This window comes from Pseudomonas sp. OIL-1 (genome assembly GCF_010669185.1).
Taxonomy (GTDB): Bacteria; Pseudomonadota; Gammaproteobacteria; order Pseudomonadales; family Pseudomonadaceae; genus Halopseudomonas; species Halopseudomonas profundi.
Map to the genome: position 1 here is coordinate 622,214 of NZ_CP048629.1, position 22,584 is coordinate 644,797.

Consider the following 22,584-nt stretch of genomic DNA (forward strand, 5'->3'; position numbering starts at 1 on the left):
GCGTACCTTGATGCGCACGATTACCTAGCCGCCGCTGGCAAATGTCCCTATGGCCAGAGCCACCGTTTACGACCCGACCAGCTCCCCCACGGAACCCTCTTGGGGCTCATGCCCAATGCCGCCACACTGGCGGCAGGTCAAACGCCTTCTACCTCAATCCCATGCTCGGCTAACCAAGCCTTGCGCTGCGCATAGTCTGGCATGGCGCGCTCGAGTCGGCGCCAGAACTCCGGCGTGTGATGCGGCTCGTGCAAGTGCGTCATCTCATGCACCACCACATACTCGGCGATGTGCTTGGGCAGCAGAATGGTCTTCCAATGGAAGTACAACTGCGCGCCTTTACCACATGATCCCCAACGGTAACCCAGATCCTGCACCCGCACCCCGCCGGGCGCGACGCCCATGCGGGCCTGATAATTTTTGACGCGCACGGCTAGCCAGTTCCGCGCATGCTCGCTATACCAACGAATGAAATACTCTCGTGCCGACCCCAATTCGCTGCGTAGCAGGCGGAAGCGACCGGCTATCAGTTTCAGTGGTACATCCTGTTCATCGACCAACTTGAGCCGGTAGCTGCGGCCAAGATAAAGAAAGCCTTCGCCATCCACATACTCCTTGGTAGGAATAGCACGCTGCAGGCGCTCCTTCTCGGCCAGCCGTGAGTAAATCCAGAAGCTCTTTTCTTGCACAAACTGCCGCAGCGTTCCCTCCTCTACCTCAGGCGGGGTCGACAGAATCAAGCTGCCATCGCGCTCGACTGTGATCTGCATCGTTTTGCGCCGAGCGCTGCGCCGAATCGTCAGGTGCAGATCGTCCACTGTCAGCATCAGATTGCTCACACCGTCATCAACCTTTCGTGGCTGGCCCTTGCCTGATCGATCAACCGGTCAGCCAGCAAACCCGCCGTATCGGTATCCACCAGCGGTGGCCGCAAGTGCATCAGATGATCAAATAGCTGTCCGGCCAGCTCTTCCTGGGCTGAACGCTTGCGTGGACTCCATATATCGCGATGGCTTTGCAACTCATCCACCAATAGATCAACCAGTTCAACTGTCACGTCCTTCAAACGCAGCAATTCACTGGGGTGCGGGGTCGCATCGGCGCTCACCACATCCAGCAGGGTGCGTAAGAAAGGTGCGTAGTGCTCGGGCAAATCCAACGGCGTGTTGCCGTCGCTTAACTGACCACTACGTAGCTCGTCGATGATCTTCTGCATCTGCACGACCAGTTGATCCCACTGATCGCCCAGCGACTTAAGCAATTCATTCAAGCGTTCGGACAACTTGCGAAACAGCACCGGGTCTTCATCGGCATGCTTGCGCACATGCGAGCGAATGGCGTGTTCCATTTCCGAGGCTTTTGCGCGGTCGTTGACGTTGCGTGCCAGCTGATTCTCAAAATCCGCATCAGTCAGCTGGATCGGCGGGATCTTCGGATCGATGCCCAGCGAGATAACGTGATCGTCAATCAGCTTGCGCACCTTGGCCCCAACATCCTTGCCCAGTTGCGGCAGGTCTTTGTAGCGTCCACGCGCACGGGCATGAATGTACGCCAGGCGCTTGGCATCCTTGACGAAGGGCAACCCCTCGGGACGTGGCAGAACGGTATCCAGGGAGTTGAGAAAGGCTTTGAGTTTCACTGCAAATTCAGCGCGTACCTTCTCCGAGGCGAGCGCCATAATGCAGGCTTCGGCATCCTCCAGCGACTCGACACCTTGGCGGCGCAGCACGTCTATCACACGTAAGTGACGATCACGTAGCACCGGCACCTCGTCCTTGATGCTGCTCAGCGCGCCTTCGATATCCTCATCGGCATAAGCAGCCAAGGCCTCGCGCAGGTGGTTGGCGACGCCGTAGTAATCGACGACCAGGCCGCAGCGCTTGCCGAAACCCGTCCGGTTGACCCGCGCAATGGCCTGCAGTAATTCGGCCTCCTTGATCGGCCGGTCCAGATACATCACCCCCTCGATGGGCGCATCGAAACCGGTCAGCAGCATGGATTTGACGATCAGGAAGGCCAGCGGGTCGGCCTTGCTCGGCTGCTCATGGTACAGGGGCTTCTTGAAGCGCTTGATCAGCTGCTCATGCTTGGTGCCATCGGTCCAGGTCTTCCACTCGGATGGATCGTTATTGGCCCCAGAAATGATTGGCGCGAATTCCAGCTTGCTCAGCGTGTCGCGGTGGCGCCAGGCCTGGACCCGCGCCTGCACTTTCGGCAAGCGCTGGCAAAGAGCTTCGTCGTCGAGTTCCTTGTCTGTCACTGACAAGGCGTTGGCTTCGGCCAGCAATTCGTCGCGGGCAACCTGCAGCGCGTGGAAATAGCGAATCGCCGCGATCCGGCTGTAAGCCACCACTTGCGCCTTGTACCCGTTGGGCAGAATGTTGGTGACGTAATGGCGAAGGATATCGCGCGCCTTCTCGGCAATCAGCGCCGGTGCGTCGAAGATATGCCCCTTAGTGGCGTACTTCTTCTTGATCAGTTCCAGCTCTTCCTCGCTGTGATCACGGAACAGATCCTCGAACAGCTCGTCCAGACTGGCCCCGTCCTTGACGGCACCTTGTGCCGTGCGCCCCTCGTAGAGCACCGGGACAGTGGCACCGTCGGCCTCGGCTTCCTTGATGGTGTACTTGTCGATAAAGGCGCCGAAAATCTCATGGGTGCGCTTCTTCTCGCCCATGATGATCGGCGTGCCGGTAAAGCCAATACGTGCGCAATTGGGCAAGCCAGCCAGCAGATTGGCGTGCAGGTCGCCGGCCTGGGTGCGGTGCGCCTCATCCACCATCACCAGAATGCTCTCGTCGTTGTTGAGTACCTCGAAGAGCTTGCTCGCCTGGTAGGTTACGCGCGGTTCCGCCGCCCTGGATGGAGCGGCGGCTTCCGCTAAGCCTAGGGCCGACTCCCCTTCGTCCTGCTCCGGATTACGGTACTTCTGGATGGTCGCAAACACTAGCCCCGGCCCCTTGCGGCGGGCCAACGCCTTCACGCCTTCGATATTGGCGGCTATTTCCGGAGGCTCGCCGCTCAAGGTCGCCGTGGCGGCCAACTGGTTCTGCAGATCCTTGCGGTCGGTGACCACGATCACCTTGAAACGCCGCAGTTGCTCGTCGGTGCGCATTTTGCGCACCAGAAACACCATAGTCAGGCTCTTACCCGAACCCTGGGTGTGCCAGACGATGCCGCCACGCTGATCGCTCTCGCCGTGTTGCGCGCGCGTCTGCCCGCGCTTGAGGCGTGCGATCGAATGGTTTACCGCGCGGTATTGCTGATAGCGACAAACCGTCTTGATGGTCTGCCCGCCTACCTGCATGTACAGCATGAAATGGCGGATCAGATCGAGTAGATGCGCGGGTGCCAACATCCCCGCCACCAGGCGCTCCTGCTGGGAGAGCTTCGACATGCCCAGCGCCGCAGCGACGGCTTGCTCGCTGCCACTGCCATCCGGGCCAACCACCGTCTTCCACTGGTTGAAATGCGCAAAGCCGGCACCGATACAGCCCACCCGTGCCTCGTCGTAGCTGCTGGCAATCAACAGCTGCACGCTGGCGAACAGCGCCTCATTGCCCTCGTTTTCCTCGACCTCAAAGGCCGCCTTGCGTTGGTTGCTGTAACGACGCAACTGGTCCACCGCTTCGGCCAGCGGCTCGGGGATGGACGGGCTCTTGCACTCAACCACTACCAGCGGGATACCGTTCACCAGCAACACCAGATCCGGGACGATGAATTTCTTGCCACTGTCGAAGCCAGCCGGGCAATCTACCCGATACTGATTGATCACGCTGAAGTGGTTATTGACTGGCGTTTCCCAATCGATGAACTGAATGGTCTGTCCCCGTCCGCCATCCCAACCGGGAAGGCCATCGACGGTGATGCCTTTGAGCAATAGCTCGGTGGCTTTCTGGTTGGCTTCCATGAGCTTCGCTGCACCCAATCGGGTAATGGTCGCCAGTGCTTCGGCGATGCGCTCATCATCCAGCCAGGGCTGGCCATCGCGTAGATTGATAGCGCGTAATCGTGCGCGCAACACAGCGCTCTGAATGACCTCGGCAAAGCTGCTTCGACCGGTTACAGCCGGAATGTCCAGACTCCCTTCGATATGTGCCCAACCCAACCCTTGCAGCTGCGTCACAAAGGGTTTTTCGACGTCTTCCAGTTCCCATCCCACAGGTTTACTCCTTTAATCCGGTCGGATTTACATCCAATTCAGGCGTGTATGGGCTCATACAGGCTTATAGCAGCTCATAGCGGCTCATAGAATCTTCAGCTGAGCGTATAGACCGCCCAGCGTCTCTCGCCTTGCTGTATCAGCGCACCTTTATCTTTCATTCGTGTAAGCAATTTTGCCGCCTGATCAGGTGAGAGCCGGCACAGGTCCATCACCTCGGCTCGCTTGATCTGTCCATGCTGCTGCACATAGTTCAGCACCATCTGCTCATTTTGAATGGGTGTGAACCCAGCTTGACGCGTGTAGGCGGCCTTGTCACCCGAAGCCTGATACAAACTGGCCGACAGCGTATAACTACGCGCCCGCGTTGAGCCGTGCGCTTCCACCAGACCGGCTTCAGTCAAGGCTTCCAGGGTGCGCTTGGCGCTGGCAGTGTCGCGCTGTATCTGTGTGGCCAACTCATCGGCAGTCACCCGCTTGGTCGAGCGCAGCGCCGCCAGCGCAATCAGGCTGTCAATGGGTAGCTCGTTGTTGGTGGCCCGTTCGTGCTCCACCACCAGGCGGCGAAATTCCAGATCGGCCTCGGTGGTCGGCAGGCGCAACACCACACTCTGTGCTGTGGTGTAACTGTAATCCGGTGCGGGTCGGCCAAACTTGAGCATGCCGCGAAAGATCTTGTCCACACCGCGCCCGGAGCGTTCAACCACGCCGATGCGCTTCATGGCGTCCGCCAAAGCCGGGTTGCGCGGGCGCGGTTCGGTGACCAGCAGGTTGGCCAGGGTCACACCATCTACCAGCCCGCCGGGGTTGCTGACCACCAGCGCCTCGTCCTCAAGACGCACATGCACGGCGCCGAGACGGTGATAGTCGCGGTGGATCAGCGCGTTGGCCACCGCTTCGCGGTAAGCGCCCATATCGACCTTAGGCACCGGCACGCGGAACAGGCCGACTTGCAGTTCTTCCTCCGGGTTATAGGGGCGGAAGTTGGTTTCCAGCCAATCCAGCGCCTTGAGCAGAGGGAAGCGACGGAACTCATTAAAACGTACTGCCTGCTGGGCCAGCACCTGGAAGGCGAATTCGTGGGTAGGCACCAACTGGCGTAGGGAGGTTTCCCTGCCTACAAGTAGCAAGCCGGTGAGCGTCGGTACGCGCGAGCCATCCGGCTGGCGTGCGGTAAGCATCAGCGCGCCGTCGAGGGCTTCGTCGTCCAGTTCCAGTAACACGCGGTCACCGCCAAACTGCTGTACAGCCTGGCGCAGGCGTTCGCGCTCCAACGGGTCAAGGTCTGCCACAGTGGCGCCGGCCACCGGCTGAGCCGACACGTCGATCAGGCCGAAGCTGGAGGCGCGGCTGGCCCGCTCATGGGGCAACATGGCTACGCACTCGGGCGTACCGTCGTGCTTCACGCGGCGGCGTAGGTAAACGCCGCTAGTGGTCGCCACTTCACCGTGCGCTTTGGGCACCTGAATACACGCCACGGTCACCCCGTTCACCTCAACCGCCTCCGCCTGCACCGACAACGACGGCGAAGTCCGCGCCGCCACCATACCGGCCAACCCTTCCAGCATGCGATGTTCGGCATGCAGGCCGGTGGGCGTGGCATCATCCTCGACGCCCAGCCACAGCTCGCCGCCTTCGGCGTTGGCCAGACAGACCAGCGCCTCGATCAGCTCGCGGTCGGGGAGCTTCTTCAGGTCGCTCTTGAACTCGACGGTAAGGGTTTCGCGGGGCGGCAGGCGCCGGGTCATGTCAGGCTCCCGTTTGTGCAGCAGGTTGCTGCACAGATTCCAGCAGCGGGGTGACGCGGACGCGGCCAGTTAGGAGGTCGTCCATCAGGCCAACCTTCTGCTGGCGGAGCTTTTCCAGTTCGGCATCATGGGCTGCCAGATCCTGCTCAGTTTCCATAAGGATGGCAGCCGCTTGATCTTGCTCCCAGCGTTGAGGCACTGCAATTTCGTAGCTCCTGAAGAATGGCAGTCCGATGGTTTTGATCGTGCTTCCTATCGCAATAGCCTCGAACTTGGGCTTTTCTCGCTGTAGGTAGAAGTACAGGAAAAGGTTGTTCAGCTTTTCTCCGCAACGCCACGCTATGAAGTGCTGGCTCACCGCCATGTCGCAGTCCAGGATGGCACTTTTTCCGATCCCAGCATCGCGGGACAAGATGACGGTTCCCTCGGGATGAAGAACAGCCGATGAGTTGGCTATACCAAGTTCGCTGATTTCTTTGTCCGTCTCGTAGATATAGATCCTGTCGAGACGATGCGAGTCGGCCAGGGAAACCCACTTGATGCCGCCATTCCAGTAGGAAGAGACATTTTTACTTGGTGTGTGGCCGCTGCCTCGCACCGCAACAGTATCAAGCGGCAGCGCCTCCCACTCACTCGGAATCCACCCCAACGGCGACTCCTTGTAGAGCTGCGGCGCTTTGCTCTGCGGCGGTCGCAGTTGGCCGTTGGCGTCGATGCCACGGGTCAGCAGGTCGTGCAGCAGGCCCTGCTTGACGGCCTTGAGCTTGCCGATCAGCGCCTCGGTTTCGCGGATGGCGGTGTCGAGGGTGTCGAGAACCCTGGCGATCAAGTGTTGCTCGTGGACTGGCGGTAGCCGTAAGGGAGCATCCAACAGGACTTCGTTGGCGAAGTTTACCTGCGACTCTGCCATTCCGGTCGTGCGGTCATGGATGTACTTTTGCGGCTCCTTTGTTCCTAGAAAGCCTGCCAAGAACCGTGCATCAACCACTTCCGTCTTAGGCCGGAGTCCGATCATCTTTCCGGAAACAACCAGCCGGCTATGAGTGCTCGGAACATGGCAGACAACACCTACTCGATGTCGCGGACCTGCCTTCGTAACCAGCACATCACCTTCATGAACCTCAATTTGGGACTGCTCCCAAAATGCTTTTGGCAAGACCTTATGAGCAGCATCGTTCCATCCGGCCCATGTGATCGCTGTGGTTTTCAGAACGCCCCATTCTTCGGGTGCGAAAATTTGCCGCTCCTCACAGTCAGGGCTTGGGCCACAAAAGTGACGCTCGATAACATCTCTGACAGTGCAGGCTTCCCAGGTGGTTCTCTCAGACATACCCCAACCCCTTCAAGAACCCCTGCAACTCCACCGCTGCCGCATCGCGCTTATGCTCGATCTCATTGAGCGTCACCCGGTACTTGTCCCACCAGTTTTCGAAGGAGGCGACAATCTCTTTGCGCTGGGCAGCAATATAGCGCTCGATGATGGCCTGCATATCGTTGTGCAGGATAGTCAACAGCAGCTCGGCGGCTGCCTGTTCATCCAGCCCATCAACCGCCTTGTTCAGGTGGCTGGCAAAGTTGTCCTTCCTGGTTTTGAGCTGCTTCTTCACTTTGGTCAGTTCAGCTTTCCATTCCTTGAGTTGGCCCTCGTCAACGGCAGTGTCCTCGTCGTCGCTTAAGTCCGCCTCACCGTCGGCCTCGTCACCCTCCCCGCCCTTGGCTGGGGTGGCGGCCTTGATCTGGATTTCAAGTTCGGTTTTCTTCGCTTCCAGCTCGGCAAGCGTGCCAACGAAATCATCGAGCAGGAACTTGACCAGCTTGTGTTCCAACGGGCTGTGCTTGCTGGCCTTGTCTTCCATGGCGGTAACGATGCTGGTGCGCCAGGCATCTATTACGCCTCGGCTGCCGCGCGCCATCAGGCCAAGGAAGTCATATTTACTCTGATACCAGAAGCCGGCAACGATGCCGCGCACCTGGAAGGGATCGAGCATGCCAATGCGCTCCAGCGTTTCGCTGAAGCTGGCCAGCAGTTCGCCGCGTAGATCAACCAGCGCGGCGGTGTCGTCGAGTCTCCCAGCCAGGGCGGTGATGCGCGGGCTGTGTTCGCTCCACCACGCCTCGAAGGCGGCGCGTATTGAGGCTTCCTTGCTCTGCAGGCCAGCGTTGGTTTCGATGGCGGGCTTCAGATCGGCGCGGCAGGTCAGCTCGTCGCGGAAGTCGTAATACTGCGCATCGCGCTCCACAAAGAGGTCTTGCGGATCGAGGCCGTGGGCGTTGAATAGTACGGCCTTGGCCTGCACTTCAGCCTTGGGCACGCCGCCGAGCAGGTGAGCGCGCACGTCATGGGGCTCGGGCGGCGGTGCGTTGTCCACATAGCGGCGGATGTTCAGGTTGTAGTCGTTTTCGCGCAGGGTAGCGATGTCCACCACGTCGCTGAGACCGTCGATCTGGCGGAACTCGTCGAAGGCGGTAGCGATCTTCTCGATGTGTTCGGGCAGCAGGAAGTTCTGCGCCCGACCTTCGAAGTATTCACGGTCGGCGTTGATAAACAGCACCTTGCCCCGGCGCGCGACCGGCTTACTGCTAACCCGGTTGGCGCCGTCCTGTTTCTGCTGACGCAGAATCAATATGCAGGCGGGGATGCCGGTGCCGTAGAACAGGTTCGCCGGCAGGCCGATGACCGCTTCGAGTAAGTCTTTCTCGATGATGCCTGCACGGATGCCCTTTTCCTCACCACCACGGAAGAGCACCCCATGCGGCAGTACGGTGGCAACCATGCCCTCGTCGCGGGTGACAGCAAGCATGTGCTGAAGGAACATCAGATCAGCCTTCTTCGAACCCAGCGGCACCTCGCCGAAACGGAAACGCTCCTCACGAAAGGATGGAGCCCAGACCAGGTTGCCATCCGGACTTTTCTCGGTATGGCCCCAGTTGATGGAAAACGGTGGGTTGGTGAGGATGCGGTCAAAGCGGCGCAGCTCGCCGCCTTCGATATGCCGGGGATCAGCCAGGGTGTCTTCGTTCTCCAGCCAGGCGTTGCTGATGCCGTGCAGCAGCATGTTCATCTGTGCGATGGACCAGACAGTACCGTTGTATTCCTGACCAAACAGGTTGGCCTTGCGGCCATCTTCGCCGTGCTCGTCGATATATTCCTTGGCGGCGATCAGCATGCCGCCCGAGCCGCAGCACGGGTCATACACGTCATGGGCCAGGGTCGGCTTGAGCAGATTAACCATCAGCCGCACCACCGAGCGCGGCGTGTAGAACTCACCGCCTTTTTTACCAGCGGAGTCGGCGAACTCGGCAATCAGGTATTCGTAGGCCGCGCCGAGCAGATCGGGGAATTCGAAATCGCTGTTGCGCAGGCGCACATCGCCGAAGTGGGTGATGAGCTGGCGTAGCTTCTGGTCAGGAATCTTGCTCTGGCCGACCTTGCGGGTGAAGTCGATGTGCTCCAACACGCCTTCCAGGGACGCATTGCTTTCCTCGATCCCGGCCAACGCCTTATTCAGCAGGTCGCCGACGTTGAGGTGCGCTTCGTTGACCAGGTGGCTGAAGCGTGATTGTTGAGGAACCCAAAAACCGCCGTCGCGCTTGTACCAGCGTGGGCTTGCTGCCGAGACATAGGCGTCAGCCCGACTCTTTCCAGCCTTCAGTTCTTGGTCAACCACTTGCTCGTAGCGCTCCTCGAATACGTCGGAGCAGCGCTTCAGAAACAGCATCCCGAAGATGTATTCCTTGAACTCCGAGGCATCCATTTTGCCGCGCAGAATATCGGCGGCCTTGAACAGGTGGCGTTCCAGTTGTTGCAGCGTGAGGGGCATTGCGAAATCCCTATGGGCACCCGTCGTGGGGGCCTGTCCTGATGGCGTAAATGCCAGAGATTCTACCCCACATTCACGGACAGGATGCTCGATAGGCTGCTGATTCGGTGGATTGCACAGTGCAGTGGGCGGGAGGGCCGGCGTGGAGCAGTGTGGCGACCCAGTATGTGCATCGAGGCGCCGGTTATACCGTTCTCATTGTGCTCCAAGCCCATCGAGAAGCTGTAACCGAATCGAAGAAAAATAATTCCCTGGTTGCAACCAACCACAAGCTGACTTTTCTGAGACCGACTCAGAATCCATCCAAAGTAGACGGTATTGCTGGGGCCGCTAAGCGCTCACCTTCACGTTGAGAAGACCAGAACAGTAATCGACACACTGTGGGGCTTGCCATAACACAGCCGAACAGCAAGGGACCGGCCGGCGACTAGATAGTTACGGCAGGCCGTTGTTGGACAAACGACTTAATAGCCAGTCGTCTCCCGTCAATGAATCAAACGTCCCCAACTGCAGCCTCCGTCTCGAGCAAATGAACAACAAAGCCCGGCGGGGGCAAGTTGCGCGGTGGTTTCCGCCAGATCAGCTGCACGTGCTTTTCCAGCCCCGGAATAGGCAGCGCGACGAGGGTACCGCTCCGAACTTCGTCACACACTGCCGAGGCCAATACCAGCGAAACGCCCAGACCCGCCCTGACTGCCTGCTTGACTGCTTCGGTGCTGCCTAGTTGCATCCCGCTGCGGGGCACGCCCAGCTCACCGAAGTATTCGGTCAAGAGCCGACCGGTTCCGCTGCCCGGTTCGCCTCCGAGCATGGGCAACTCGACCAACCTGGCTCGTTCGATAGACTCAGCACCGGCAAGCGGGTGATCCGGACCTACGATTAACACCAGCGGCTCGACCCTCCATTGGCGCTGCTCGAAGTCAGGATGAGGTATCCACCATTCCATCACCGCGGCGTCCAGCTGCCCCGCCAGAAGTTGGTCGGCTACGTCGGGGTTGGCTGCGATGCGCAAGTCCACCTCTCCCCCTTCGGCCCCCGTCCCCAAATAGCTGCGTAGAAAAGGCTGCAGCAGATAGGTGCCGATGTTGGAGCTGGCCCCAACGCGCTGGCGTCTGCCGTGCAGCGCGTCCAATGCTCGGTCGTGCATGTCCAGCAGAGCAGTGGCGTGGCGCATGAAGGCCAAAGCGCGCGTGGTGGGCTGGCAGCCGCTTCGGCTGCGGTGCACCAACGTAACGCCAACCTGCTCTTCCAGCTTCTGCAAGTGTTGCGACACCGTCGGTTGGGCGAGTCCCAACGTCCGGGCCGCGCTTTGAAAGCTGCCGGTTTGAACGATCGCCACCAAGCTTTTTAGCCATACCGGATTCAACATGGAGCAGGCTCGGCCTGAGGTATACGGTTCGCAGCGTTAGCCGGTAGCTCGCCCGCCAGCGCCTGGATAATATTTTGCGCAGCACAACGTTCGATCTCCAATCGCACGCGATGCACCGCCGACCCTATATGCGGTGTAAACAGGGTCTTGGGATGCTGCAACAGAGCAGGATCGATGCGTCGAGGCCGGTCTGCACGCGCCCAATCTTCCATCTCAAATACATCTGCCGCGTAGCCGCCGAGCTGGCCTCGCTCAAGCGCATCAAGCACCGCGCTTTCATCCACTACCGAGCCTCGACAGGGATTGATCAGCAGGGTGCCGGGGCGCACGCTGCCAAGCATCTCCGCGTTTACCACATGCTCGGTTTCAGGGTTCAGCGGAAGCGCCAGCAAGATAAAAGCCGAACTGGCGAAGAGCTCGTCACACGCCACTTTGCGTAGGTCGAGCCGTTGCTCGACTTCTGCATCCACAGTTTTCATCTCGTAATACTGGATGGTCGCTCCCCAGCCCTGCAGGCGCTCCGCCATGGCCAGGCCGATGGCGCCCATGCCGACTATACCCACTGTCGCGCCGTTGAGCCCAGTGCCGTAGAACTGCGGTTGCCAGCCCTGAAAAGCGCCGGAACGCACGAACGCATCCGCCTCCCGCAAATGGCGCCCCAGACCGACCGCGAGGCCAATCGCCAGCTCAGCGGTGGGGACGGTAAGCAGGTCGGGCACAAAGGTCAGCCACACTTCGCGGGCAGTACAGGCGTTCACATCGAAATTGTCGAACCCCTTCAGCGCACAGCCGACCACGCGCAAGTCGGGACAGGTGTGGAGGAATTCGGCATCAACCCGGTCGGGCATGAATGCCATCATCGCCTGCGCATCACGGCAGCGCTTGCGAATTTCCTCTGGCGGCAGCGTAAGATCGGTCTGATTGGTGATCAGCTCGCAGTGAGGCGCCAGCAGTTGCAGGGTTTCATCGTGTACACGGTGAGTTATAACTAGTTTCGGCAGCATGATATGTCCTATTTGAAGCGTTTGCGCAGAACGCCGCTGAAGGCGTCCACTAGCGTGACCATGGCCAGGATGACCAGCAGAATTGCTGCTACTTCCTGATACTGCATGATGCGCAATGAGCCCATGAGTTCGAAGCCGATACCACCGGCACCCACCATGCCCATCACGGTGGAGGCACGGAAGTTGTATTCCCAGCGGTAGATGGCTACGTCGGCAAACTGCGGCGTCACCTGCGGCAGTACTGCGTGCAGCAGTACCTGCAACGATGTGGCCCCCGCCGCGCGAGCGGCTTCCACCGGCGCTTCGTCGACATGCTCGATGGCCTCGGCAAAAAACTTGCCGACCATACCGATCGAATGCAGCCCCAGCGCTAGCACGCCCGGCAAGGCACCAAATCCCACCGCCGCGACGAAGATGATGCCCATGATCAGCTCCGGCACCGACCGCAACGCATTCAGCAACACCCTTGCTATGCCGAAGACGAGGGGATGCGGCGACGTATTGCGCGCCGCGATGAACGCAATCAGCAACGAGAACACCACCGCGATAGCCGTGCCGGCGATGCTCATTGCCAACGTATCGATCAACGGGCTGATCCAGCTGCGGTAGCCCGAGAAGTCCGGCGGCATGGCCTCCCCTGCCAGAGTCGCGATGGAAGGAAGGCCGTTCAGCAATGTCGTGGCGTCAAGCAGCCCAACGTACCAACAGGCCAGCACAACTACCCCGCAGAGGATTGCCACCTGCCCCAACTGGCGCCACCAACTGAGGCCGAAACCGCGCAGTATTCGCTCCCTTTGCTCAGCAGGTAGCGCCTGCACATTATAGTGAGTAGACATATCGGTCCTCACAGCGTGGCGAAGTCGAGGCCGAGCAGCGATCCCATCTGGCGGATCACGTCGTAATCAGCATCTGTGATGGGTGCGAAGGCTTCAGCTTTGAAACTGCTCAGCACTTCAGGGTCGTGGATACCGACGAACACATCACGCACCTTCGCCTTGAGTTCAGTGCTCAGGTTGGAGCGCATCGCCCAGGGATACTGCGGATACTCGCCGCTATAGCCGAGTACCTTTACCTTGCTTGGATCGATCAGACCACGCTCGGACACGTGATTGAAGATCACCTCGGACAGCCCGCCCGCATCGGCGTTGCCGTTTGCCACGTTGACCGCAACCGAGTCATGAGTACCAACGAAATGCTGCTCATAGTCCTGTCCGCCTGTGAGGCTAACCGTCTCGAGCAGTACGGTCTTGGGAATCAGATGGCTGGAAGTCGAAGCGCGGTCACCGTAAGCCATCTTCTTGCCCCTGAGGTCGGCGTACTCGTTCACGCCCGAGGCGACGTTGGCAATGATCACAGAGCGATACGTGGGCTTGCCATCAATGACCATGGCAGCAAAGGCCTCGATATCGCTTTTACTCTTAGCCATGACATAGGACAGGGGACCAAAGTACGCGAGGTCTATACGGCCAAAGCGCATCGCCTCGATCATCGAGGAATAGTCGGTCGTTACGATCAGCTGTACCTTTTTTTCAAGGTGTTTTTCCAGATAATCCTTCAGCGGCTGGTTACGCTTGATCAGCTCGGAGGCGTTCTCGTCCGGAAGCAGCGCGACCTTCAGGACATCCGGATCAGCGTCCGCCGCTATGGCGGATAGACTTGAGATCGCGGCCAGCAAACAAGCGAGTAACATCGTAGTTAAACGTTTCATCGAGACATCTCCAGTGAGGGTGCAAACATTGCGGTAACTTCGGCCGACGGAGTTGCTGGCCGAATCGTGGTGCGGCCCGCATAAATCCGGTCGAGTTGTGCATCAGTGAGTTCCGATGGTGCGGCGTCGAAAACGATCTGAGAGTCGGCCAGCCCGACTACCCGATCTGCAAAGCAGCGGGCATATTCGAGCTGATGCAACGAGACGATGGCGGTTATGCCGTCTTCCTTGCATATGTCGCGGAGCAAGCCGAGAACCCGAACCGAGGTGGCGGGGTCAAGACTGGCTACCGGCTCGTCGGCCAGGATAATCGCCGGTTGTTGGGCCAACGCACGAGCGATGCCCACCCGTTGTTGCTGACCACCGGACAGTTTGTCCACCCGGCTCAGCGCCTTGTCTGCCAGGCCTACTCGTGCGAGGCATTGGAGCGCAATCTCCTGATCAGCGCGTGGCAACGGAAACAGTGACCGGAAGGTACTGTGAAACGCCAGCCGACCAGTCAGCACGTTCGCCAGCGCGCTCTGGCGCTCGATCAATTGATGATGCTGGAAAACCATGGCGGTACGCCGACGGTGCTGCCGGAGGGTGGAGCCACCACCAAGCTCGCCGAGCTCGCTGGATACAGTGCCGTCCGTAGGCATAACCAGTCGATTGAGACTGCGGAGCAGGGTCGACTTGCCTGCACCGGAGAGACCAAGCAGTACCGTAAATTCGCCACGCCGGAAAGCCACCGACGTATCGCGCAGCGCGGCTACCCCGCCTGGGTAGACCACACTAAGCCGGTCTACACGCAGCACGGCGTCCTGTATCGGATGGAGCGTCATATGATCACCTTTCGCAATTTCGAAAGCCGCAGGATTGCGGTTTGCAATTCAGAAAGGTACGCAGGGCGTGTTAAAGCATTGCTTCAAGAATGTGACAGCGAGGTGAAGGCTGAGGCTCTCGAGTTTCATGGTGGTCACGTGGAACCGCAGTCGAGCGAAGATATGCTGCGAAGCATTTCGCCTGGCTATCACGTGATGAAGCAGCAGTTGGACAGCTCGAACTTTTTGATATCGGAAGCAAACGTTATGGGACGTGATGAGCCGAGAGACTTGGCTAGGTAGCTTGATCTTCTGGCGTGCGCCGGAGGGCATCTCCCTCCATGGATGATGTCCTCAAGAGTTATCACTTACCGAGTCACCTGGAATTGAGCCACCCTATCAGCTCTTTCTCAGACCAACGCGTTAACCGGCCGATCCTGACTCTTCCTGGAAGGGATGGATTGTCTTTCGTCAGTCGCCAAAGAGTCTGACGGCTGACACGTAATATGGCGCAAATTTCATCGGTGGTCTTAAGCACCTCGCTAGTACTCATTGATCGCCTCCGTTCGTGACCACCTTAGTACTGAATCTCCCCCTCAGCCTTTGCTGCAGCTGTTCCAGGTGGTACTTGCCAACTTCGCCGCCAGATGCCACCCCTGAAGATTTTCTTTCTTTTGTTAATTCTTGGGGCGACACCCATGCTGTCACCCTCGAGAGTGACAAATCCGACCCGTTGCCGGCTATGCTGGTCTCAGGGGCGGAGGCTTGAGACACCGCGGGAAGCAAACGATAAAAATTTGATGTCTGACGGCCACCTGCAGCCGTACGAGGGATAATTTCCAACAACCCTTGGGCGACAAGACGCTTAAGTCTTCTTTGTGTCGACCGCAGGGACTGGGAAATTGCCTCCGCTATACGAGCCACTCCGGGCCAAGCCAACCCATCTGCATTGCTGCGAAACGCTAAAAAAAGCATTAGGTTCTTGTCGCGGGGGTCACACTCCAGGGCAAAAACGGCCGACATGAGCTCGATATTCATACATGTCCACCTTTGCAAATCGAAATAAAAGCCATCGCCTTCGTCTCCTACGTGAATTGGCGATACCTATGAAATACGAAAGCGAGATGGAGAATGTGCGATAAAACACCGAGTTTCGGTTTTTTTAGCGAAAGGTGTTAGAAGCGGGAAGACGCATGATCGCGGAGAGAAGTGGTACCCAAAGTGGTACCCAAACGCCAGAAACGAAAAAGGTCCGCTTTTGAGGCGGGCCTAAGTCGTTGATTTTGCTGGTGCCGGCACCAAGAGTCGAACTCGGGACCTACTGATTACAAGTCAGTTGCTCTACCAGCTGAGCTATACCGGCGCGGGGTGAATTATATAGATGCAGGCTGATCTGTAAAGCCCTGTGGCGAGTTATCCACTATTTTTTTGCCGGTGCGGCGATTAATCGCACTTGTGTATGACTTCTGTAGCAGCACTTGACAAAGCGGGGTTAACCCCTTGTTTTTGCGAAACTATCCACCAAGGTTATTTTTTGATCGGTACGCTACAAGCCGCGCCGATAAAGGCCCGCAAAACTCTATCAAGCTGTCGTCAACATGATTATGCACAGATGTCGGGGATAACAGTGCACAACCATAATCTGTGGATAAGTCTGTGTGCAAGCCGTTCACAGGCTGGTGGTGGGCTGTTCAGTTTATTTATGTCCAACGAGCATCAGGTTGCGCGGCGTAAGGCTTGTGGAGCAAAACTGGCCGAGTTGTACACAGTAGCCGGATTCCTGAAGAAACAAGGCGCGGTCGAGGAGCAGCCAGATTTCCAGGGGGCGTCTGAACAGCGCTCCGACCAGCTCCAGGTTGCGTACCTGGGCCAGCCGCTGCCAGCCGCCATATTCCAGCGCGCCCCAGTCCGCCGGCTCTGGCAGTTCAAGATGATGATGCGCGGCGAGGCTGTGGCAGAAGTCTGCGATACCTACATTCAAAGCGCTTTGCGGCCGTGCAGGCGTGGGAAGATAACTATCAACACCGCGCGCTTCGCGCTGCCACAGATCAAACGCCAGGCGCCAGGCCATGGATTGATCACGCAGCCGCCGCACCCGCTGTCCGGCTGTGACGCTTTCCAGCAGCGGCAGCGCGAGGTCGTCCTTGCTGAGGCTGAGCTGCGCCCTACGGCTTGCGGCAGAGAGTGGCTGATAGCTGTCCGTCTCGATCCGGTTGTAACAACATGGCGACAGCACCAGTTGTCCACAGCCGCGGGCGACGCTCTGGCGCAACAGGGTCATGTGCAGTTCGCCACAGGCATGCAGGGCAACCGGCGTGTGATGCGGTTGCAGATGCTGCCACGAGCTTGCACTGAGCACGTCGGCATCTACATGGGACGCCTCAATATTGCACTGATGACTGAGCGCCCTGCCCTGCTCATTGAGCGCGCCGTCGTATTCAAGGCAGCTCAACGGCTGTCCGCCAGTGAAGGCCAGCAGCCTGCCCAGGTGGCCCTTGCCGGCACACCAATCCAGCCAGTGCTGCGCGGGCTGCGGCAAACGCTGGCGGGAAATATCAGCAAAGCGGGTTATCTGCTGCCATTTGCGCCCCGGCACATTGCGGGTCAGCGATTCGGGTAGCGGGTTCGGCGGGGCACGTGACCAGTCTTCAACCTGGCTCAAGGCGAGCGACTGCGCAGCCAACTCGGTAAAGGGCGCAGGCGCGTCGAGCAGATGGGGCTGGTTGTGGTTTTGCTCGGCCTGCCCTAGCGAGCGGACGCGCAAGAATACGGAAAGCTCGGGCCAGACCTGCTCCCACGGCAGCTGTAGCTGCGTGAAAGGCCGTGCGCGCCAGACTGCCTGGTGCTCACTCAACCAGGCATCCAGCTGTTGAAAACGCGCAAGGAAGTCCATGGCTCAGCGCTTGCGACTGGCCTCAATCTTGAGCCAGTGCTCGACCAGCTTGAATAACTGGGTGAAGAGAATGGTGATAGTCAGGTAAATCAGCCCCGCTACCAGGAAGAACAGCTCGAACTGGTAGGTGCGTGAGTTGATGGTGCGTACCACCCCCATGAGATCCATCAGGGTAACGGTATAGACCACTGCGCTGGCCTTGAGCATGAGGATGACCTCGTTGCCATAGGCCGGCAGGCCGATACGAATCGCCCGCGGCAGGATGATGTATTGCAGTGCCTGGCTACGCGACATGCCGAGCGCTCTGGCGGCTTCCACTTCACCGGGTGGTACCGCCTGAATGGCGCCGCGCAGGATCTCGGCGATGTAGGCGGCGGTGTGCAGCGTCATCGTAATCAGCGCACACCAATAGGGTTCGCGCAGGTAGGGCCAGAACATGCTGTCGCGTACCACCTCGAACTGCGACAAGCCATAATACACCAGAAACAGCTGCAGAATCAGCGGTGTGCCGCGGAAGAAGAAGATGTACGAATAGGGCACGGCGCGGATGTACCAGTGCCGTGAGGCTCTGCCCAGCCCCAGCGGAATGGCGAGTATCAGCCCGATCAATACGGCCAGGCCGACCAGTTCCAGCGTTACCAGCGTGCCTTCCCACAGCTGCGGCAGCCAGGGTTGAATCGTTGCCCAGCGTTCAGCCCAGGTCATAGCTCGGTCCTTGCGTAGCCCTTGTTCGCCCGGCGTTCAAACCAGTGCAGTGCGGCCATGATGATGACTGTCAGGCCCAGATAGATCAGAGCGGTGGTGAAGTAAAAGGTGAAGGGTTCCCTGGTGGCATTGGCAGCGACCTGGGCCTTGCGCAGTACTTCTTCGAGCGTGATCAGCGATACCAGGGCAGTGTCTTTCAGCAGGATGAGATACAAATTACCCAACCCCGGCAGAGCGACTCGCCACAGTTGCGGCAGGGTAATACGCCAGAAGATCCGCATGTTCGACATGCCCAGCGCCAGCCCCGCCTCTTTCTGTCCGGGGGAGATCGACAGCAGCGCGCCACGGAAGACTTCCGTGGCGTAGGCACCGAAACATAACCCAAGCGCCAGCGTTCCAGCCAGGAACGGGCTTAGCGTCAGATACGGGTTACCGAAGTAACTGCCCAGCGCATTCATCAGCGAAACGGTGCCGAAGTAAGCCATCAGCACCCACAGAGTTTCCGGGATTCCGCGCACAACCGAGGTATAGAAGCCGCCAACGCCGCGCAGCAGTACGTTGCCTGAGATCTTGGCGCTGGCACCAAGCAGACCGAGTAACAGCCCCAGCGCTACCGCTGCCAGGGACAAACGAATCGTCATCCAGGTCCCTTCGAGAAGGGCCGGACCAAAACCGTGCAAATCAAACATGGGCATCTTTCAGTCGCGCCGGGCCCCGCGGGGCCCGGTCGTCAGGTCAGCGAATGCTGAAGGGAAAGTATTTGGCGTTGATCTCTTGGTAGGTGCCGTCTTCGATGATGGCCGCCAGCGCTTTGTTCAGACGCTCGCGCAGCGGATCACCCTTGCGCACGGCAATGCCGATCTCGTCATCATCAAACACTGGCTCGCCCTTGAACTCGAAGTCCTGGCCGGCTTCGGATTGCAGCCAGTCATGCTGGACGAACTTGTCTGCCAGCGCGCCATCGATACGGCCGGAGTTCAGCTCCAGATAAACATTCTCCTGGGTGTCGTACAGGCGAATATCGACCACGTCGCCCAGATTGTCTTCGAGCCATTGACCCGCGAGTGTGGCGCGCTGGGTGCCGATGGTCTTGCCTTCCAGGCTGGCTTTATCGACCTTGAAATCAGATTTCTTCGGCGCAACAAATTGCAGCTTGTTGGTGTAGTACGGATCGGTGAAATCGACAGCCTGTTTGCGCTCGTCGGTGATGGACATGCCGGCGATCAGGAAGTCAAACCGGCGGGTATTCAGTGCTGGAATCAGGCCGTCCCAGTCGGAGGTGACTACCGTGCACTCGACGCCCATTTCCTCACAGAGCGCCATGCCGATATCGATATCGAAACCGACCACCTCACCTTCGCTATTGATCATGTTGAAGGGCGGATACGCGCCCTCGGTACCAATGCGCAACGTTTCCGCCATTGCCGGGGCACTCATGAACAGGGACATCGCAGCGGCCAGCAAAACCTTCTTGTAGCTCTTCATGGTTAAAACTCCTTACCTGTGGCTGGACATGAACTGTTTACAACGTTCGGACACGGGATTATCGAAGACCTGTTCGGGCGTACCGATTTCCTCGACTTGTCCCTGATGCAGAAAAACGACCTGACTGGACACATTCCTTGCAAAGCCCATCTCGTGGGTGACCAACAGCATAGTACGTCCTTCGTCGGCCAGCGTTCGGATCACGTTCAGCACCTCCTGGACCATCTCCGGGTCCAGGGCAGAAGTCGGTTCGTCAAACAGGATGACACGTGGCTGCATGGCCAGAGTGCGGGCAATAGCGGCGCGCTGTTGCTGGCCACCGGACAGCTGCGCAGGAAAAGCGTGGCGCTTGTCGGCGATGCCCACTTTTTCCAGGAACAGTTCCGCTGCGGCAACCGCATCGGCTTTGCGCTGACCCAGCACGCGCCGCGGAGCCTCGATGATGTTGTCGAGAATGCTCATGTGCGGCCACAGGTTGAAGCTCTGGAAGACGAAGCCGATATTGGCACGCAAACGATTGATCTGCTTGTTGTCGGCAGCGACCAGCGCACCGTCACGACCGGGCTTGAGTTTCATTTCTTCGCCGGCCACCACGATTTGTCCTTTATGAGGATTCTCGAGGAGGTTTATACAGCGCAACAGGGTACTTTTGCCCGACCCGGAGGAGCCAAGAATGGAGATAACATCGCCGTCGCGGGCAGTAAGATCAACGCCCTTGAGTACCTCAAGGTCGCCGTAGCGCTTGTGCAGGTCACGCACTTCCAAAGCTGGCGGTGTCACGTAAGGCTTTCCGATCCATGCGTCCGCAGACGCTTGTACATTGAGCTCGGGCAGGCTATGCCCGAACGAATCACGCAGCTTTATCTGCAATCATCCTGTCATGCGCGCAAAACTAGCACAGCTCAGTTACATGACCAAGAGCACTCATCGGGTCATGGATAGAATATTCATGCAAAAGTCTTTCCATAAACCTGATTACTGACATCCAGAATGTATTGAGCGATCGCCGGTCGCAATGCCGTTACCGCGGCTCGAATACCACCAGCGTGACGCCGACCACCACTACCACCGCACCAACAACCTGCACCAGAGTGATCGGAGCGCCCAGCCACCAGAATCCGCCGGCCATGGTCACCAGCGGAAGAAGATTCAGCAATACCGCTGAACGCGAGGGCCCAACTAACAGCACTGCACGGTTATAGGCTACAAAGGCGACAAGCGAGGGACCCAGGCCCAAGTATAACAAGGCGATTAAGGCTTCTTCACTCAGGCTCCAGCGCTGCTCTATCAGTACGTTTTCAACCAGCGCCATCGGCGCCAGTATCAGCGCAGCGATGGACATCAGCGGTACCAGGGTTGCGTAGGCAGGCATCCCGACCAGCCAGCGCCTGATAGTGAAGGAATAGCCGACCCAGGCGCACACGGCCAGCAGCATCAGCACATCACCCCGGTTCGCCTGCTCAAGCAGCTCGCCCGGATTGCCTGCGGAGACTACCCACGCAGCGCCTGCAACCGACAGGACAATACCAAACCACTGCCGAGCTTTCAGGCGCTCGCCAACAAACGCCGCCATGCACAACGCAGTGATGACCGGCACGCCCGACTCCAATACCGCCACGTTGGTAGCGCTGGTGTGCTGGAGAGCGGAATAGACGAAGACGTTAAACAGCGCGACGCCAGACACAGCGACCGCCAGCAATCCACGCCACTGACGGAGCAATAGCTGGCGCTGCCGATATGCGGCTGGACCGAACAGACAGACCACCGCAATCAACGCAACCAGCACGCGCCCGAAGGCCAGCGAAACGGGCGGCAAAGTGCCGGCCACTGCTTTACCAACCAGGATATTGCCGGCGTACAGAAACACTGCGAGCAGCAGGTAAACATAGGCGCGGATAACCAGTACTCCGAATCAGATTCAGCGTGACTGTGAGGTGCTCCAAGCATGCCAAGCGCACCCGGTTGGGGCAATGAGCGTCCTGGAATGCAACACGACGGACGCGGGGCATATGAAGATGGATGAGCGTACCTTTAAAACGACAGATGAATCAGCCGCGGCTCACGGGCTCAGTCAACTGCTTCGGTCATCCAGATACCGCGTATCGGAACGCTTCTCTTCAGGTTCGGCGCAGGAAGCGGTCGCCAGGGGTTGATGGTGGAAGCAATACCGGCCGAAGGTCAGCCCGTTACATCTAGGCCAGGCGCAGGGTTTGAGTTTATTTTTATCGGTCATAGGGCCACTACTGCCAAAGGGTGGTTCATTCAACGTACACCACAAATGGGTGACCTGCTGTTACAGAAACATAACGATACATTTATCGGAACGGCTAAAAACCCGCGCACTAGACACATCGAACCCCACCCACCGCACGGTGGAATACCAAGAAAGGAGTGCGGCAGGCGGAAAACAAAAAGGCCCACCCGGAGGTGAGCCTTTTCGTCGATATTAATGGTGCCCAGAGACGGAATCGAACCGCCGACACGAGGATTTTCAATCCTCTGCTCTACCGACTGAGCTATCTGGGCAACGGGGCGCTATTAAACGGTTTAAGAGGTTATGTGTCAAGCGCGGCCTGGAAAATAATTCCTTTTTTTCAGCCGCTTACCTGACGGTCATTGCGCCGGGCGCACGTAACCCTCGGCCTGAGCGTAATCTTCACCGGACAGGAATTTCTCCATTTCGCTCTGCAGGAAGCGTCGATCCTCGGCATCCATCATGTTCAGGCGACGTTCGTTGATCAACATGGTCTGGTGAGCCTGCCACTCGTCCCAGGCTTTCTTCGAGACGTCGTTGTAGATGGCCTCACCTTTTGCGCCAGGATATGGCGGACGGTCGAGTCCGGGAAGCTCCTGCTTGTACTTGCGGCACATTACCGTGCGAGTCAT

The 22,584-nt window shown here is 58.6% G+C and carries 19 protein-coding genes and 2 tRNA genes; all 21 read right to left on the bottom strand.

Annotation, left to right across the window (positions count from 1 at the left end; translation table 11 throughout):
• Positions 1-137: 137 nt before the first annotated feature.
• Entirely contained in the window at positions 138-839 is a 702-nt protein-coding gene (locus G3M63_RS02835) for a M48 family metallopeptidase (RefSeq protein ID WP_163981818.1), read from the bottom strand.
• A complete protein-coding gene (locus G3M63_RS02840; RefSeq protein ID WP_163981819.1) occupies positions 836-4,162 on the bottom strand; it encodes a type I restriction endonuclease subunit R in 3,327 nt (1,108 codons plus the stop codon). The genes G3M63_RS02835 and G3M63_RS02840 overlap by 4 nt, the downstream gene beginning before the upstream one ends.
• Positions 4,163-4,257: 95 nt before the next feature.
• Positions 4,258-5,910, bottom strand: a complete 1,653-nt coding sequence (locus tag G3M63_RS02845; RefSeq protein ID WP_163981820.1) for an ATP-binding protein — start codon at positions 5,908-5,910, stop codon at positions 4,258-4,260.
• Between the two features lies 1 nt (position 5,911).
• The gene (locus G3M63_RS02850) at positions 5,912-7,240 is read right to left on the bottom strand and encodes a restriction endonuclease subunit S (RefSeq protein ID WP_163981821.1); all 1,329 of its coding nucleotides are present in this window, start codon (positions 7,238-7,240) and stop codon (positions 5,912-5,914) included.
• Positions 7,233-9,731: a class I SAM-dependent DNA methyltransferase gene (locus G3M63_RS02855; protein WP_163981822.1), complete on the bottom strand. Its 2,499-nt coding sequence runs from the start codon at positions 9,729-9,731 to the stop codon at positions 7,233-7,235. Before G3M63_RS02855 ends, G3M63_RS02850 begins: the two co-directional genes overlap by 8 nt.
• Before the next feature lie 493 nt (positions 9,732-10,224).
• Positions 10,225-11,100, bottom strand: coding sequence for a LysR family transcriptional regulator (locus G3M63_RS02860; RefSeq protein ID WP_163981823.1), 876 nt, complete (start codon positions 11,098-11,100; stop codon positions 10,225-10,227).
• Positions 11,094-12,104 carry a phosphonate dehydrogenase gene (locus G3M63_RS02865; RefSeq protein WP_150301805.1) on the bottom strand — a complete coding sequence of 337 codons (1,011 nt, stop codon included), beginning with the start codon at positions 12,102-12,104 and terminating at the stop codon, positions 11,094-11,096. Before G3M63_RS02865 ends, G3M63_RS02860 begins: the two co-directional genes overlap by 7 nt.
• Positions 12,105-12,112: 8 nt before the next feature.
• Entirely contained in the window at positions 12,113-12,940 is an 828-nt protein-coding gene (gene phnE / locus G3M63_RS02870) for a phosphonate ABC transporter, permease protein PhnE (protein WP_150301804.1), read from the bottom strand.
• Positions 12,941-12,948: 8 nt separating this feature from the next.
• Complete coding sequence (gene phnD / locus G3M63_RS02875; protein WP_150301803.1) at positions 12,949-13,812, bottom strand: phosphate/phosphite/phosphonate ABC transporter substrate-binding protein; 864 nt, start codon at positions 13,810-13,812, stop codon at positions 12,949-12,951.
• Positions 13,809-14,636 (bottom strand): phosphonate ABC transporter ATP-binding protein, encoded by an 828-nt coding sequence (gene phnC / locus G3M63_RS02880; protein WP_150301802.1) that lies wholly within the window; start codon positions 14,634-14,636, stop codon positions 13,809-13,811. Before phnC ends, phnD begins: the two co-directional genes overlap by 4 nt.
• Before the next feature lie 355 nt (positions 14,637-14,991).
• Positions 14,992-15,168 (bottom strand): AlpA family transcriptional regulator, encoded by a 177-nt coding sequence (locus G3M63_RS19675; RefSeq protein ID WP_150301800.1) that lies wholly within the window; start codon positions 15,166-15,168, stop codon positions 14,992-14,994.
• A complete protein-coding gene (locus G3M63_RS19680) occupies positions 15,165-15,653 on the bottom strand; it encodes a helix-turn-helix domain-containing protein (RefSeq protein ID WP_371923520.1) in 489 nt (162 codons plus the stop codon). Before G3M63_RS19680 ends, G3M63_RS19675 begins: the two co-directional genes overlap by 4 nt.
• A 249-nt stretch (positions 15,654-15,902) precedes the next feature.
• Positions 15,903-15,978: transfer RNA gene (locus G3M63_RS02890), tRNA-Thr, on the bottom strand.
• Positions 15,979-16,311: 333 nt separating this feature from the next.
• Complete coding sequence (locus G3M63_RS02895) at positions 16,312-17,508, bottom strand: methyltransferase (RefSeq protein WP_163981824.1); 1,197 nt, start codon at positions 17,506-17,508, stop codon at positions 16,312-16,314.
• 3 nt (positions 17,509-17,511) lie between these two features.
• A complete protein-coding gene (locus tag G3M63_RS02900) occupies positions 17,512-18,213 on the bottom strand; it encodes an ABC transporter permease (RefSeq protein ID WP_163981825.1) in 702 nt (233 codons plus the stop codon).
• On the bottom strand, positions 18,210-18,902 hold the full coding sequence (locus G3M63_RS02905) for an ABC transporter permease (protein WP_150301797.1): 693 nt from the start codon (positions 18,900-18,902) through the stop codon (positions 18,210-18,212). The genes G3M63_RS02900 and G3M63_RS02905 overlap by 4 nt, the downstream gene beginning before the upstream one ends.
• A 46-nt stretch (positions 18,903-18,948) precedes the next feature.
• Positions 18,949-19,698, bottom strand: coding sequence for an ABC transporter substrate-binding protein (locus G3M63_RS02910; protein WP_163981826.1), 750 nt, complete (start codon positions 19,696-19,698; stop codon positions 18,949-18,951).
• 12 nt (positions 19,699-19,710) lie between these two features.
• Entirely contained in the window at positions 19,711-20,478 is a 768-nt protein-coding gene (locus tag G3M63_RS02915) for an ABC transporter ATP-binding protein (protein ID WP_163981827.1), read from the bottom strand.
• 241 nt (positions 20,479-20,719) lie between these two features.
• Positions 20,720-21,601, bottom strand: a complete 882-nt coding sequence (locus G3M63_RS02920; RefSeq protein ID WP_371923569.1) for a DMT family transporter — start codon at positions 21,599-21,601, stop codon at positions 20,720-20,722.
• A gap of 547 nt (positions 21,602-22,148) precedes the next feature.
• Positions 22,149-22,224, bottom strand: a tRNA-Phe gene (locus G3M63_RS02925).
• Positions 22,225-22,311: 87 nt separating this feature from the next.
• On the bottom strand, positions 22,312-22,584 hold the full coding sequence (locus G3M63_RS02930) for an oxidative damage protection protein (protein ID WP_163981829.1): 273 nt from the start codon (positions 22,582-22,584) through the stop codon (positions 22,312-22,314).

Bases quoted from the DNA above. Each gene is read 5' to 3' on its own strand.
- G3M63_RS02905 (WP_150301797.1), bottom strand. From the start codon at position 18,902: ATGTTTGATTTGCACGGTTTTGGTCCGGCCCTTCTCGAAGGGACCTGG.
- G3M63_RS02845 (WP_163981820.1), bottom strand. From the start codon at position 5,910: ATGACCCGGCGCCTGCCGCCCCGCGAAACCCTTACCGTCGAGTTCAAG.
- G3M63_RS02855 (WP_163981822.1), bottom strand. From the start codon at position 9,731: ATGCCCCTCACGCTGCAACAACTGGAACGCCACCTGTTCAAGGCCGCC.
- G3M63_RS02900 (WP_163981825.1), bottom strand. From the start codon at position 18,213: ATGACCTGGGCTGAACGCTGGGCAACGATTCAACCCTGGCTGCCGCAG.
- phnD (WP_150301803.1), bottom strand. From the start codon at position 13,812: ATGAAACGTTTAACTACGATGTTACTCGCTTGTTTGCTGGCCGCGATC.
- G3M63_RS02910 (WP_163981826.1), bottom strand. From the start codon at position 19,698: ATGAAGAGCTACAAGAAGGTTTTGCTGGCCGCTGCGATGTCCCTGTTC.
- G3M63_RS02860 (WP_163981823.1), bottom strand. From the start codon at position 11,100: ATGTTGAATCCGGTATGGCTAAAAAGCTTGGTGGCGATCGTTCAAACC.
- phnE (WP_150301804.1), bottom strand. From the start codon at position 12,940: ATGTCTACTCACTATAATGTGCAGGCGCTACCTGCTGAGCAAAGGGAG.
- G3M63_RS02865 (WP_150301805.1), bottom strand. From the start codon at position 12,104: ATGCTGCCGAAACTAGTTATAACTCACCGTGTACACGATGAAACCCTG.
- G3M63_RS19675 (WP_150301800.1), bottom strand. From the start codon at position 15,168: ATGAGTACTAGCGAGGTGCTTAAGACCACCGATGAAATTTGCGCCATA.
- G3M63_RS02895 (WP_163981824.1), bottom strand. From the start codon at position 17,508: ATGGACTTCCTTGCGCGTTTTCAACAGCTGGATGCCTGGTTGAGTGAG.
- phnC (WP_150301802.1), bottom strand. From the start codon at position 14,636: ATGACGCTCCATCCGATACAGGACGCCGTGCTGCGTGTAGACCGGCTT.
- G3M63_RS19680 (WP_371923520.1), bottom strand. From the start codon at position 15,653: ATGAATATCGAGCTCATGTCGGCCGTTTTTGCCCTGGAGTGTGACCCC.
- G3M63_RS02930 (WP_163981829.1), bottom strand. From the start codon at position 22,584: ATGACTCGCACGGTAATGTGCCGCAAGTACAAGCAGGAGCTTCCCGGA.
- G3M63_RS02850 (WP_163981821.1), bottom strand. From the start codon at position 7,240: ATGTCTGAGAGAACCACCTGGGAAGCCTGCACTGTCAGAGATGTTATC.